The sequence below is a fragment of the Paenibacillus sp. J23TS9 genome (assembly GCF_018403225.1).
GTDB lineage: Bacteria > Bacillota > Bacilli > Paenibacillales > Paenibacillaceae > Paenibacillus_AQ.
Map to the genome: position 1 here is coordinate 202,685 of NZ_BOSG01000004.1, position 13,076 is coordinate 215,760.

Below are 13,076 nucleotides of genomic sequence, written 5' to 3' on the forward strand. Positions count from 1 at the left end.
TTCCTCCTCTACTTACAAGCGATATTGAATGATTACAAGAACGAGCAGAAGTACAGTTTCGATTCCCTCATTCAGTGCGCCGTAGGTGTCTCCGGTCAGGCCGCCGAGCTTTCTGGTCATCCGCCGTGCAGCCCATGTTCCCGCAGCCCATGCTGCTACTGGAAGCATCAGCCAGGACAAGCCGGCCTGAAGGAATGTAAAATCCCCGATTCCACACAATGGAAATAAGGCGGCTATAATGCCGGTCAAAAGCGCTGCACCCGGTACGGCCAGTAAGCTGTGTCGCTTCTCCATACCGTTAAAGTTCTTTCCGGCCAGCCCTTCTTTGCCCCGTGCCATCGGCCAGGATGCCATCGCATGAACCATGAACCAACGGCTCCATACGGGTGGCAGTAGAATCATCAAGGGAGGCCAGCCGCCGGTCAGCAGAGAATAAATCAGCGATGTCTTGAGCAGCAGGAGCAGCACGCAGGCGAGCACCCCCATTGCACCGACACGACTGTCCTTCATAATCTCCAGCATCTGCTCACGCGATCTATAGCTCAGCAGTCCATCCGCGGTATCCATCCAGCCGTCCAGATGCAACCCGCCTGTCAGGGCGACCCACAGCGCAAGAATCAGTACCGCCGCAGGCAACGGCGGCAGCAGGTAAGATGCTGCCGCTGCGAAGCACCAAACAACCGCGCCAATCGCAGCACCAACCAACGGGTAGAAACGCGTGCTTTGCCGGAAAAGCTCCGGCGTATAATCCAGCTGCGCTTTCACGGGAAATCGGGATAGAAATTGAAAAGCGGCTGCCAGCGCCTGCGTTCCCTTGTTCATAGCCGGTACTCCCTGCTCTTCAGCTCCACCGATATGCCGACGGTCACGAGAAACACCTGGTCGCATACGCGTGCCACCAATTGATTCAATATACCTGCGTAATCCCTGAACAACCTGCCGAGAGCATACTCCGGCACAATACCGTCTCCGACCTCGTTAGTCACGAGTACAAGGGGTCCCGGGTAAGCCTTGATCTGCTCCACCAGGGTATCGACTTCTTCACGAATACGAAGCTCCATGTCTTGCTGCCCTTCAACCGCTAAAATTACATTGGACAGCCACAAGGTCAGACAGTCCACCAGCACTGCTGGTGCTTCCGACCCCGAATGCCAGGACTGAAGCAATTCAGAGAGATGCAGCGGTTCTTCTACCGTTCGCCAGGTAAAGTCGGTCTGATTCCGCTGCTCCTGATGCAGGGCGATCCGTTCCTTCATCTCCTGATCAAAGGCCTGGGCTGTCGCCACATATACCGCCTGATCCGTATGCGCCATGATCCACCGCTCCGCAAAGGAGCTTTTTCCGCTCCTTGCTCCGCCTGTCACCAGAATACTCATAGCTGCTCCGGTGCTTCGCTTCCGGAAATCCCTGCGCTCTCGAAGGTAGCCATTTCGCTGACGATTCGGCAAGCCGCATCAATCAGCGTCAGTCCGAGCACCCCGCCGGTTCCCTCACCAATGCGCATATCCAGATCCAGTCCCGGGCGCAGATCCAGCGCCTGCAGCAGCAAACGATGTCCCTGCTCATGAGAAGCATGGGATGCCACCATAAACGCGGCAGCTTCCGGAGACATAGCCCGTGCCAGAAGTGCTGCTGCACTAGAAATAAACCCGTCAATAACGACGGGGCATCGGTTTGCTGCGGCACCCAGGATAACTCCTGTCAGGCCGCCGATTTCGAGTCCTCCAACCTTGGACAGTACGTCGATAGGATCTGCCGCATCCGGCGCATTGAGATTTAGCGATTTTTCAATCACGGTAATTTTATGCTTCAGGCGCTCATCATCGAGTCCTGTACCGCGTCCGGCTGCTTCGCTGGGCTTCGTATTAGTCAGGGCGCACATCACCGCCGCGCTGGCCGTCGTATTGCCAATGCCCATTTCCCCGGTTACAAAAATACGAACGCCGCGCTGTACCGCTTCCTCCACAACCCGGATGCCGGTCTCAATGGAGCTTTCTGCTTCCTCACGCGTCATTGCTGGTCCTTTGGCCATATTGGCTGTTCCGAAACGAACCTTGCGGGAGACCAGATTCGGATGCGAAATATCATTATTTACGCCGATATCCACACACACCACTTCAGCTCCGGCTTGTCTTGCCAGCACATTGACCGCCGCACCGCCGGACAGGAAGTTAAAGATCATTTGCGTTGTGACTTCCTGTGGAAATGCACTGATCCCTTCTTCACATACACCGTGGTCTGCAGCCATGACGATAACTTCCCTTTTCTCAAAGGAAGGCTTGATTTCTCCCGTTATTCCTGCCATCTGCACAGCGAGTGATTCCAGCTTCCCAAGGGCACCGGGAGGAACCGTCAAATTACTGATATGTGCTGCTTCCGCGCGGGAAGCCTCAATGTCGAGACCCGTGATCCCTTTAACATATTGTTCTAAAAATGAGTTCATATGTTTTCCTCCCAAGTTCAATCATTTCATTATATATCTACGGAATATCTACGGAGTCTGTCTGGATAAAAGCACCTGCGGCACACCGCTTGCGGGATGGGCAACGACGACAGGCTCCACCTCATAGACGGATCGGATGCGATCCGCCGTCAGCATTTCCTCAGGTGTACCCATGCCAACCTCTCTTCCGTCACGCAGAACAAGCAGCTTGTCGCAATATAACGCAGCCAAATTGAGATCATGCAGTACGGCAATAACGGTTATTCCCGTTTCTCTCCGCCAGTTGGCCACCAGCTCCATGAACTGCTGTTGATATCGGATATCGAGAAAGGTTGTCGGTTCATCAAGCAGCAGAATTTGCGGTTCCTGGGCCATTACCTGTCCCAAAGCCACACGCTGCCGTTGTCCGCCGCTCAACTCATCAAGCGGGCGTTCCGCAAGCTCATGCAGCTCCAGCTTATCCATAATGCCTTCGAGGAGTGAATCCACATCTTCCTTGGAGTCGCGTCCAAGCCAGTCCAGATACGGATAACGCCCCATCTCAAGCACTTCTCTCACGGGATAATGAACGGGTGCGATTCCTTCCTGCTGAAGCACGGCCATCATCCGCGAGAGCTGCTTGCGGCTAAAGTCTGCGACATTCCTGCCGCGGATGTTAATCATCCCCGAACTTACCCGCTCAACTCCCGAAAGCAGATGCATTAGCGTTGATTTACCGCTCCCGTTCGGACCTATGATGCCCCACCACTCGCCTTCACCAATGGTCCAATCCAGGCGATTCAGCGCGGAGATGCCCCCAAACTGTTTGCCTGCGCCCTTTACCTCGATCAAGTGCTTCTCCCCCTTCGCTGCTTCTTGCTGCGGTACAGCAGATAGCCAAAGAACGGTGCGCCTACGAATGCAGTCACTACGCCTAGTGGAATCTCTGTTGGTGCAAGTACGGAACGCGCAAGCGTGTCTGCCCACACCATAAATATACCACCGCCGATAGCCGAAAGCGGAACAATATACCGGTAGTCGGGACCCGTTATCAGCCGGATCGCATGCGGGATAACCAATCCTACAAAGCCGATCACCCCGGCCATAGACACGGCGGCAGCCGTCAGCAGCGTGCTGACCAGAAGTACAACAATCTTAAGTCCCTCTACATTCACACCCAGATGTGCCGCCTGATGCTCACCGAGAGACAGCAGATTCAGAGAACGTGCCCGGCTCCAGATGAGCAGGAATCCTACCAGAAAATACGGCAAAAGGATGGCCGTATACGACCATCCACGCAGGCTTAAGCTGCCCATTGTCCAATATAAGATTTCATTGACCGTCTGCTTGGACATCGCCGTCAGAAAAGAAACGATCGCCCCAAGGAAGGACTGCATCACAACACCTGAAAGAATCAGGCTGTTCGTTGGAATTTTGCCTCCCTCACGGGCTAGAGCCATAACGCTCCATAATGTCACTGAACCGGTGACAAAGGCCACCGCAGGCAGCGTCCATGCCCCGATCAACGAGTACTGCATACCAAAAAAGATGAGAATCGACGCGCCAACCGCCGAGCCGGAGGATACTCCAAGCGTAAACGGATCGGCGAGCGGATTCCGCAGGACCCCTTGAAAACCGGATCCCGCTACCGCAAGGGCTGCACCGACCAGCATGCCTAGCAGCACGCGGGGCAGCCGCACCTTGATGATGATTTGCTCAAAGGACGGATTCCATGTCGGATGAATCGCATCTCCGATCCAAGGCAATCGGTGAAGCACAATGAGAGCAATATCCTTGATCGGCAGTGCGACCGAGCCGATCCCCAGACAGATCAGCAGGGTCAGCAGCAGCAGTACGATGCCAATCCCTCCGTAACCTGCCAGTTTTTTGCTCATTATTTAAACAGCTCCGGATAAATGGCTTTCGCTACTTCCTGAAGGCCTTGCGTTACGCGCGGACCCGGGCGGCTCAGCAAGTTGTCATCCAGTCCGATAACGGCCCCGTTCTTCACAGCTGTAATCTGGTCCCAGCCGCTGCGGCCCTTAATGATGTCTCCCAGACCCTTTTTGGTTTTGTCATCAATGACGCTTTTAGCAAACAAAATCACATCAGGATTATCCTTAATAATCTTCTCTTCGCTGATTTCATTCCAGCCCTGTGTATCTGCGGCCACATTGATTCCGCCGGCAAGATTAATCAGTTCGTCCATAAACTCGCCTTTACCTACGGTCCAGCCCGGAGAGAACTCGATGTATACTTTTTTCTTCTGATCATCAGTCAAAGATTTGACAGCCTCTACAACCTTGCTCTCTTCCTCTTTCATCTGATCGATGACTTTTTTAGCCTCAGCCTGATGATCTGTAATTTGTCCGTATGTCTCCATATTCTTAATGACATCGTCCACGGTCTTCGGATCGGTTTTGAAAATCGGGATGCTGAGATCACGAAGCTTCTTCACCGCATCCTCACTCATCGAGATACCTGTAAATACCACATCCGGTTCGGCTGCAATGATTGCCTCCTCATTCGGCTTCATAATGCCGCCCATCTTAGGCTTGGACTTTGCCGTTTCTGGATAATCATCGTAATCGGACACGCCCACGATTTCATCATTCAGTCCAATCGCGAATAGTGCCTCGGTTTCAGCCGGGGATACCGAAACGATATGCTTCGGAGCTTCCTTGAATGTAAAGGATTGTCCTGTTGCATCCTGCAAGGTTAATGGGTATGTGGTTTTCAGACTATCTGTCTGGGCCGGCTGGGTCGTTTCCTGTTTGGCAGTTTCCGGCTGCTGTGCCGCTTGGCTATCCTTGGATTCATTGCCGCAAGCCGCAAGCGATAATGCGAGCAGCAGCGCTGCAATGCCGGTTGACCATCTTTTTACTGACGATTTCAAGTTCATGTACTGGTTCTCTCCTCTTTTTGGTTCGGTATTTGTTGACACAAAAGAGGCCTGGCGGTATGGATTACCATGAATACTGCTTGACGGAATACATCACAGGAAAAACAAGCCTTCGGCGTTAAAAATACCGAAGGAGCGCATAGGCTTTCCCAACAAAAAACCCTGATTCTTGTATCAAGAACCAGGGATTACGTCTGCTCGGACTTTTGAGGCAGCAGCCGCGGTCAGGCCGGCGCCACCAATCTGCACGTGAATTCGGCAGTGTACAAAAGTGCTAGATCGTAATCCTTTCCTCGAAGGACCGTCATTATTCTCATGAGGCAGGTCTCCTGACTTACAGGCTTGGCAATATCATCCCGGCCTTCCCATTCCTCCTACAGGCGGAACAGTGGCGTATGGGGATATACCTGTTTTACAGTGGCGGGACCGTGCCGGATTTGCACCGGCTTCCCTTTTCACCCGGAAAGAAATAAGCGGCAGCAGCCGTTTTCCAGGACCTCATCAGTTATCATTATTCATTTATTGTCCAGGCAATGCATCTCTAGTTTCTGATTATAGGTGAAATGCTACATCCTTACAACGACATATTTCATAACAACAGCATGTTTGAACTAATGTGTGGCTGCCCCTCACGAGGAACCTTCATGCCCACGTCAGATCATCCGAAGATCCACGCCCGCCCAGCTCTCTCCTCTATGTTTCATCGTTAAAATGAGGAGATTGCCCGGCTCTACTCGGATATCCCAAAAGCCCTTGCCGGGCATGAGGAGGGATACGATTTGCCGGATTACGCCGCCATGAGCCACCAGAAGCACGGAGGCTGGTGAAGCGGATTTGTGCTTCTTTTCCCGTTCTGCTGAGTTCAGCATAAATTCCAGAAACGCTGCAATTCTTCGTTCAAACGATACCCAAGCCTCACCCTCCGGAGGCGTAATATGCTGCGGATCATCCAGCCATTGCCGGTACAAGGCCACATCCTTGAGCTGATCATAGGTATGTCCTTCCCAATCTCCAAAATCCATTTCACGCAAGGCACTATCGTATATGGCGCCTGCAGAAAGATCCGGGCGTACTGCATGTAAGCTTTCGCGGCAGCGTGCAAGATCACTGCAATAGACGCTGCAGAAGGAAATTCCTTTTAATTTGCCGCTGGCAGAAATCAGCTCCTCACGGCCTTGAAGGCTGAGGCTGAGATCCGTGTGTCCCAAATATCTTTTCTGTTCATTCCATAGGGTGGAGCCATGTCTCATGAGTACGAGCTCCATCCGCTTTATGTCCATAAAGTACCCCCTGCTCCCCAAACCACCAGCAGTTCAAGGACGACGAACAATACCGAAACCGTTAACAGAAGCCGGTTCGTGAGCCGGATATCCCTGGCTTCCATGGGTCTGGTCGCATCGCCCATATACGCCCGGAACGAAGAAACGCCATGGTACACATTCGTTCCCCCGAGCCGGATACCCAGCGCACCCGCAACAGCCGATTCGGGAAAGCCGCTGTTCGGGCTCGGATGCCTTCTTGCATCGCGGCGTACCATGCGGAAGGCGCGTTTGTAATCCATTCTGAGAATCAGCGCAGATAACGTTAGCAGAAGCGCCGTCAGCCTTGCCGGAATCCAGTTGGCAATATCGTCGAGCCTTGCCGATGCCCAGCCGAGATGAATATATTTTTCATTCTTGTAGCCTACCATCGAGTCCAATGTGTTCACTGCACGGTATGCCATGGCCAGGGGAGTCCCGCCGATCAGCGCATACAAAAGCGGAGAAATCACCGCATCCACGATATTCTCAGCTACCGTTTCCACCGTCCCGCGTACTATCTCAGGCTCATCCAGATGGGAGGTTTCCCGCCCGACAATCATACCAAGACTGTTTCGGGCAGCCGGCAGATCACCTTGTTTCAAATGACGGTATACCTCCAGCCCAGCGTCCTTCAGCCCTTTGACGGCGATCGTCGTGGCGATCAGCACCACTTCTGCAGCCCAGGCAAGCCAGGGATGAATCAGGCTGAGCAGCTTTAGCAGCGCCCATGTGATGACGAGCGAGCCTCCAGCCACCAGCACCGGAAGCAGGACACCTGCCCTTTTCAGATTTTCGAGCTGAAAGCTGCGGCGAATCCATGCCTCCAGTTTTTTGATCGCTTTTCCCATGCCAATGACCGGATGCGGAATCCACCTTGGATCGCCGATCAGCAGATCCAGAATAAAGGCCGCTGCCAACATCACAATCGCCGTTAGCTCTGCTCCGCCCATGCCGTGATGAGTCCCTCCTTCACCGCATCATATACGGCTCGTCCAATCATCGCGCCGAGATGCGTTGCCGTTCCCGCATATTGATGCTCAACCGGACAGGCTGCGCTCTGGCTTACCCCCAGGATGATCGCATCCGAGGTGGTGCCTGTCGCCACCTGACCGTTCTCCGCATCACGCACATTCAGATCGGCAAGGGCTGCCGCCTTGGCCTCCACGGCTGTCATCACCGCATTGACCATTGCAGCCTGAGTCAGCTTGGCATCAATGAGCAGCATAATGTTGACCGTTCCCGGGCTGTACGCCGGAAATGTTGTCCGCTCCGAGCCCGCTCTTGCCGCGTTGGAGGTTCCGGAGGTTACGCAGCAAAAAACAGCGGCCTCATCATTCTTCTCTTCCATCACGGATGCATGCCGCAGCTGTACTGCGGTTAATAGCCCCGCTGTCGTATCAATGGGATATCTCCATTCCCGCAGCCACTCGATCACATCACGCACCGGATCGGAGCAGTCATAGAAGCGGTCCACATAAATGTTGGTCATTCTCCGTAGCCGTGTCACGCCCCCGCCGTGAACCGCGCTTCCCATCGCTTCCAGCATCGACGGCGATTGCAGCAGCAGATGACGCTCCCCCTGCTTCAGTACAAGACCGGGCCATACTTCAGATGCGTATTCCGTTCTCTGTCCGTCTAAAAATGGTGTTGTCACTTCATTTTCCCCCTTATATCTAATCAGAAACTAGCCAAGAACTTCGTTCATAACCTTCAGCAGCTGCTGATTGGCTTCCTGCGCTTTTACCGCAACCCGTATATATTCTTCTCCCAGTCCGGGATACATGGCACAGCTGCGGATCAGCACTCCCATGCGGCCCATTTCAGTCTGCATGCTCTCCGCAGTCCATGGGGCCGGTAGACCGACCAGCAGAAAATTGGCTTCACCCTCGCTGACTTCACATCCCAGCTCCCGCAGGCCTAATGTGAGCCATCGTCTCTGCGCCGTTATCAGTCCAATCGTATCATGTTCATAGCTTTCGCCACTGTTCAGGCATGCTTCTCCTGCCAGAAGGGCAAGCCCATTGACACTCCAGGTCACCTGCTTGCCCGTCATGGCCTGCACCACATCACGATGAGCAACCGCATAGCCAAGCCGCAGTCCCGGTATCGCATAAAATTTCGTCATGGACCGAACCAGGATGGTATGCGGATATGATCCAAGCTCCGGCAGCAGCGTCTGTCTTTTCTCTTCAGGAATAAAATCGATAAAGGCCTCATCCACAACCAGATATGTACCGCAGCGCTCGGCCTCCTCAGCCAAATGGCGCAGAATGTTCAGATCATACTGAATCCCGTTCGGATTGTTAGGCTGTCCAAGAAACAGGAGATCCACCGCCTTCAGCAGTCCTTCTATCTCTGCAGCATCTGCCCTCCAGCCATGCTCACGGGTTCCAAACACCGACTGGACCTGTGCACCAAACTGTTCAGACAACTGCCTATATTCCGAAAAGCATGGCTCCACAATCCCAACCCTCCGGGGATGAAGTCCAAGTAATATTAATGCCATGCACTCCGCCGCCCCATTGCCAATGCACAGCTGATCCGGACGGAGATTTATTTTGGCACTGAGCTGTTCCTTTAACCCGCGATGCCCCGGATCCGGGTATCGTATGATTGAAGGCAATGCCTGCTCCAACTGCTTCATCACTCCGGGAGGCGGCCCCAGCGGATTGATATTGGCGCTAAAATCCAAAAAGCCGCTCCGGCCATATGCCTCGGCAGCACTCTCCAAATCTCCGCCATGTCCGTATCTCTCAAGCATGAATGCTTTCCTCCTGTCTTTTGACAAAGGTCATGATTGACTCCATTATTGCGTCATCCTTTCGGCCCCGTCAATCCAAATTCTTTTTTGTTTCTTGCAATTGATTGGTTTACAATGGTATAGAGTGAACGAAAAAAACAGATATTCACCCCACTATTAAACAGGCCCTTAAACGGAGGAATCAAGCCATGCTGTTTATTGATAATCAAGGAATCACAGATCCGGCCATCAACCTGGCCATCGAGGAATTCACCCTGAAGCATTTGCCAATGGAAGAAGACAGCTACCTGCTGTTTTACATCAACCGTCCTTCCATCATCATCGGCAAGCATCAGAACACCATTGAAGAAATCAATCAAGAGTACGTAAAGGATAACAATATACAAATCGTGCGCCGTCTTTCCGGCGGTGGAGCGGTCTATCATGATCTCGGCAACCTGAATTTCAGCTTCATCACCAAGGATGACGGCCAGTCCTTCCATAACTTCCTGAAGTTTACCCAGCCGGTCATCGATGCACTGCACGGCATGGGCGTGAATGCCGAACTGAGCGGACGCAATGATCTGCAGGTCGGCGAACAGAAAATCTCCGGAAATGCCCAGTTTGCTACCCGGGGCCGGATGTTCAGCCACGGCACGCTGATGTTCAACCTTAATCTGGATGATGTACAAGCTTCCCTGAATGCGAATCCCGAGAAGTTCAAATCCAAGAGCACCAAGTCAGTCCGCAGCCGAGTAGCTAATATCAGTGACCTGATGGATGGCAAAATGACCATTGAGGAGTTCCGCTCCGAGCTGCTCCGCGCCATTTTCAACATGGATCCAAAGGACGTGCCGCAGTATCATCTGACCGAAGCCGATTGGGAGAAGATCCATCAAATCTCCAAAGAACGCTACCAAAACTGGGAATGGAACTACGGGCAGTCCCCGGAGTCCAACGTCAAGCATACTAAGCGTTTCCCTGTCGGCATTATCGATATCCGGATGGACATCAAGGATGCGCGCATTCAGGATATTAAAATATACGGCGACTTCTTCGGTGTAGGCGATGTGGCGGATATTGAGGACAAGCTTCGCGGCAAGCGCTATGAGGAATCCGAGGTTCGCGAGGCTCTGGCTGATGTCAATATCAAGCATTACTTCGGCAACATCGAAATGGATGATTTTATCGGGCTGGTATTTTTAGAAGAATAGCATTACCTAAAGCGAGAGGGCCATGGCGATCATGGTCCTTTTTCATGTTCAATAATCCATATTTTAGAAGAAATAATCATTTTTCAGAAACTAATCCGGCTCTCCTGTCGTCTAATCATTAACAAAATCAAAACAGAGGAGTCTACTATGAAACGAATGACGAGCATATCGGTCCTGCTGGTTCTGATGCTGTCGCTTGCCGCATGCGGAAGCGGGGAGAAATCTGATCATACCCCGGATTCAGCGACGAAGGATTCGGCAGCTAACGAAAAGACTTCGGATAACAGTGATTCTCCAACAAAAGACAACAAGAAGGAAGAGCCTGCGGGCAGCAACAAGAATAATGAAACCGACAGCAGTGTTTCCGCGGCAGATCCCATGGACCTGTCCCAGTATTACGTAAGTGAACAACCGGTTGAAAAAGAAATCGATAAGAGCCAATTTGTATGGAAGCAAGGCAGCGTGACTTTAAAAGCCAGTTTGAGTAAATCAGAGGGCGTGCAGGTGGTCAGCTCTGCTTCTATTGATAAGGGAGATCAGCACTTCGATCTGAAGCTTGATCCTAAGCCAAGCGGTATCTCCTCCGTGGCCTTGTCCGCGGATGAATCTTATATCGCCATTGAAGGCACTTATCATCTTGAAATCCCTCGAACTTTTATAGTTGATCTTAAAGACGGGACATTCACTTCTCTCGTGGATCCGTTGAAGAAGAATAACGTTAAGCAGGCTGATATTACTACCAGTTTCGCTTGGTCACCGCAAGGAAACAGTCTGGCCTTCGCTTACGGCGGGGACTCCAGCTTATGGATCTCCATATACGATCTGGATCAGAAGAAATTCACCTATGTACCTGCAGAGAAAGACTTTACCGGCTATATCAGCATCTCTTATATCCTGTGGGGCAAAGATGGCCAAAGCGTCAGCTATATCAGTGAATATCCATCCGACCAAATGAAGCTGTACCGTTATCGCTTCGCTAATTCATCCGTTACCAAAGTGAAGGATCTCACCCGTGAAGAATTCGATAAGTTTCAAAAATTCAGCCCTTATATCCTCAATCACTAGTGATGAAGCTTACGCTCGGATTCTCTTGCTTCTGCACGCAAAAAAAGCTGCCCTCAAGGCAGCTTTTTTGTTCATGCTTTATATGGGATTTCGCCCAACAGTTTATTTGTATTTTTTCCAGTCCATGCCGCTGTTCTCCAGCAAATACTCAAAGTCGTTGTCGCGGCGCTTTTGCTCCGCTTTACGCTCTTCCTCTGCTTTTTTCAGTTGGGCATCCTTTTTCTGCTGTTCCACAGCCTTCAGCTCTTCCGACTGCTGCTTCAGCTTATTCAGGACATCGCTGCTCAGAAGATCCTTCAGCGTTGCCGGCTTGTCAGCCGCCTGCGGCTTCACGGCCGAATCCTGTCTTTTTTTCTTGGCCATATGATCAACTCCGTTTCACCCACATTATAGCAGGTTTATGCGAACACGTCAGGTTCAGCTGCAGCATAATTCCTTGTCCACTTCCCGGATTTGCGATACAATTTGGTCACTTGCTTCAAGATTTATGCAAAGTCCTCGCTTAACATGAAGGGAATGACCTCATTGAACCGCTCTCGTCTTGCCGATCTCAGCCTGCTTATAGTCGCCATGATGTGGGGATGCACTTTTTTAATCGTACAGCATGCGGTCAGAGTCCTGCCTCCGCTTGCTTTTAACGGTATCCGCTTCATAGGTGCAGCTATTTTGCTGGCTCTGATCATCACGATTCTTTACCGCAGCCAGTGGCGTACCATTAACCGCCGGATGCTGCTTCATTCCTGCCTGCTGGGCCTTTTTTTATTTATGGGCTATGCTTTTCAAACGGTGGGCCTGCTGTATACCACGACCTCCAATACTGGCTTTATCACTGGACTGTCGGTGGTCCTGGTGCCCTTTCTGGCGTTGATTCTGCTGAAGCACCCGATCTCCAGGTTTACCTGGCTGAGCGCGCTTCTGGCCGCCTGCGGATTGTATCTGCTAACCTTTGCCGGCGCAGCGCTTGTCTTTAACAAAGGGGATTTCCTCGTATTTCTATGCGCGATCGCTTTTGCCCTGCATATCGCTTATACCGGAATTTTCGCGCCAAAGTATCCCGCGCTGCCACTGGCTGCGCTGCAAATGGCCGTGGTCGGCGTTCTGAGCTGCATCGGTTCGCTTCTGTTCGAGGATATCGGCCCCATTGCTCAGACCATGGATCGGCTTGCGCAGCCGGAGGTGCTGTGGGCGCTGCTTGTGTCCATCGGACCGACCAGTGCTTTCGCGTTCTGGATACAAACCGTCTGCCAAAAATACACCAGTCCATCCCGGGTTGCTGTCATTTTCGCAATGGAACCGGTATTCGCTGCTTTGACCGGCCTCTGGTTTGGTGGAGAAAGACTGGGGATCGCGGCAGGCCTCGGCTGTATATGTATCTTTACGGGTATGATCCTTGCCGAATTGAAATCTGCGCCGCGTACGGTACAATAGAATG

At 52.2% G+C, this 13,076-nt stretch carries 14 protein-coding genes and 1 riboswitch; of the genes, 3 read left to right on the plus strand and 11 right to left on the minus strand.

Annotated features, from left to right (window positions below):
• Positions 1-12 precede the first annotated feature (12 nt).
• The 10 genes from cobS to KJS65_RS22575 form a co-directional block, all read right to left on the minus strand.
• The gene (gene cobS, locus KJS65_RS22530) at positions 13-822 is read right to left on the minus strand and encodes an adenosylcobinamide-GDP ribazoletransferase (RefSeq protein WP_213652093.1); all 810 of its coding nucleotides are present in this window, start codon (positions 820-822) and stop codon (positions 13-15) included.
• The gene (cobU, locus tag KJS65_RS22535; protein WP_213652094.1) at positions 819-1,376 is read right to left on the minus strand and encodes a bifunctional adenosylcobinamide kinase/adenosylcobinamide-phosphate guanylyltransferase; all 558 of its coding nucleotides are present in this window, start codon (positions 1,374-1,376) and stop codon (positions 819-821) included. Before cobU ends, cobS begins: the two co-directional genes overlap by 4 nt.
• On the minus strand, positions 1,373-2,443 hold the full coding sequence (gene cobT / locus KJS65_RS22540) for a nicotinate-nucleotide--dimethylbenzimidazole phosphoribosyltransferase (RefSeq protein WP_213652095.1): 1,071 nt from the start codon (positions 2,441-2,443) through the stop codon (positions 1,373-1,375). The genes cobU and cobT overlap by 4 nt, the downstream gene beginning before the upstream one ends.
• A 48-nt stretch (positions 2,444-2,491) precedes the next feature.
• Positions 2,492-3,274, minus strand: coding sequence for an ABC transporter ATP-binding protein (locus tag KJS65_RS22545; RefSeq protein ID WP_213652096.1), 783 nt, complete (start codon positions 3,272-3,274; stop codon positions 2,492-2,494).
• A complete protein-coding gene (locus tag KJS65_RS22550; RefSeq protein WP_213652097.1) occupies positions 3,271-4,317 on the minus strand; it encodes a FecCD family ABC transporter permease in 1,047 nt (348 codons plus the stop codon). The genes KJS65_RS22545 and KJS65_RS22550 overlap by 4 nt, the downstream gene beginning before the upstream one ends.
• Positions 4,317-5,324: an ABC transporter substrate-binding protein gene (locus tag KJS65_RS22555; protein WP_213652098.1), complete on the minus strand. Its 1,008-nt coding sequence runs from the start codon at positions 5,322-5,324 to the stop codon at positions 4,317-4,319. Before KJS65_RS22555 ends, KJS65_RS22550 begins: the two co-directional genes overlap by 1 nt.
• A 302-nt stretch (positions 5,325-5,626) precedes the next feature.
• Positions 5,627-5,840: riboswitch (cobalamin riboswitch) on the minus strand.
• A gap of 137 nt (positions 5,841-5,977) precedes the next feature.
• Positions 5,978-6,604: a histidine phosphatase family protein gene (locus KJS65_RS22560; RefSeq protein WP_213652099.1), complete on the minus strand. Its 627-nt coding sequence runs from the start codon at positions 6,602-6,604 to the stop codon at positions 5,978-5,980.
• Entirely contained in the window at positions 6,595-7,575 is a 981-nt protein-coding gene (gene cbiB, locus KJS65_RS22565) for an adenosylcobinamide-phosphate synthase CbiB (RefSeq protein ID WP_213652100.1), read from the minus strand. Before cbiB ends, KJS65_RS22560 begins: the two co-directional genes overlap by 10 nt.
• Positions 7,557-8,279 (minus strand): adenosylcobinamide amidohydrolase, encoded by a 723-nt coding sequence (locus KJS65_RS22570; RefSeq protein WP_213652101.1) that lies wholly within the window; start codon positions 8,277-8,279, stop codon positions 7,557-7,559. Before KJS65_RS22570 ends, cbiB begins: the two co-directional genes overlap by 19 nt.
• 30 nt (positions 8,280-8,309) lie before the next feature.
• A complete protein-coding gene (locus tag KJS65_RS22575; RefSeq protein ID WP_213652102.1) occupies positions 8,310-9,386 on the minus strand; it encodes a pyridoxal phosphate-dependent aminotransferase in 1,077 nt (358 codons plus the stop codon).
• A gap of 188 nt (positions 9,387-9,574) precedes the next feature.
• On the opposite strand from KJS65_RS22575, the gene lplA reads away from it, so the two are divergent.
• Both lplA and KJS65_RS22585 read left to right on the plus strand, forming a co-directional pair.
• Complete coding sequence (gene lplA / locus KJS65_RS22580) at positions 9,575-10,579, plus strand: lipoate--protein ligase (RefSeq protein ID WP_213652103.1); 1,005 nt, start codon at positions 9,575-9,577, stop codon at positions 10,577-10,579.
• Between the two features lie 147 nt (positions 10,580-10,726).
• A complete protein-coding gene (locus KJS65_RS22585) occupies positions 10,727-11,644 on the plus strand; it encodes a hypothetical protein (protein WP_213652104.1) in 918 nt (305 codons plus the stop codon).
• Positions 11,645-11,746: 102 nt separating this feature from the next.
• Here KJS65_RS22585 and KJS65_RS22590 read toward each other — a convergent pair whose 3' ends face one another.
• The gene (locus KJS65_RS22590; protein ID WP_213652105.1) at positions 11,747-12,007 is read right to left on the minus strand and encodes a YqkE family protein; all 261 of its coding nucleotides are present in this window, start codon (positions 12,005-12,007) and stop codon (positions 11,747-11,749) included.
• A 162-nt stretch (positions 12,008-12,169) separates the two neighbouring features.
• Here KJS65_RS22590 and KJS65_RS22595 point away from each other — a divergent pair, with 162 nt between their 5' ends.
• Entirely contained in the window at positions 12,170-13,072 is a 903-nt protein-coding gene (locus KJS65_RS22595) for a DMT family transporter (protein WP_213652106.1), read from the plus strand.
• Positions 13,073-13,076: the final 4 nt, after the last annotated feature.

Excerpts from the sequence above, each read along its gene's own strand:
- cobS (WP_213652093.1), bottom strand. The coding sequence starts at position 822 with ATGAACAAGGGAACGCAGGCGCTGGCAGCCGCTTTTCAATTTCTATCC.
- cobU (WP_213652094.1), bottom strand. The coding sequence starts at position 1,376 with ATGAGTATTCTGGTGACAGGCGGAGCAAGGAGCGGAAAAAGCTCCTTT.
- cobT (WP_213652095.1), bottom strand. The coding sequence starts at position 2,443 with ATGAACTCATTTTTAGAACAATATGTTAAAGGGATCACGGGTCTCGAC.
- KJS65_RS22550 (WP_213652097.1), bottom strand. The coding sequence starts at position 4,317 with ATGAGCAAAAAACTGGCAGGTTACGGAGGGATTGGCATCGTACTGCTG.
- KJS65_RS22555 (WP_213652098.1), bottom strand. The coding sequence starts at position 5,324 with ATGAACTTGAAATCGTCAGTAAAAAGATGGTCAACCGGCATTGCAGCG.
- KJS65_RS22560 (WP_213652099.1), bottom strand. The coding sequence starts at position 6,604 with ATGGACATAAAGCGGATGGAGCTCGTACTCATGAGACATGGCTCCACC.
- cbiB (WP_213652100.1), bottom strand. The coding sequence starts at position 7,575 with ATGGGCGGAGCAGAGCTAACGGCGATTGTGATGTTGGCAGCGGCCTTT.
- KJS65_RS22575 (WP_213652102.1), bottom strand. The coding sequence starts at position 9,386 with ATGCTTGAGAGATACGGACATGGCGGAGATTTGGAGAGTGCTGCCGAG.
- lplA (WP_213652103.1), top strand. The coding sequence starts at position 9,575 with ATGCTGTTTATTGATAATCAAGGAATCACAGATCCGGCCATCAACCTG.
- KJS65_RS22585 (WP_213652104.1), top strand. The coding sequence starts at position 10,727 with ATGAAACGAATGACGAGCATATCGGTCCTGCTGGTTCTGATGCTGTCG.
- KJS65_RS22590 (WP_213652105.1), bottom strand. The coding sequence starts at position 12,007 with ATGGCCAAGAAAAAAAGACAGGATTCGGCCGTGAAGCCGCAGGCGGCT.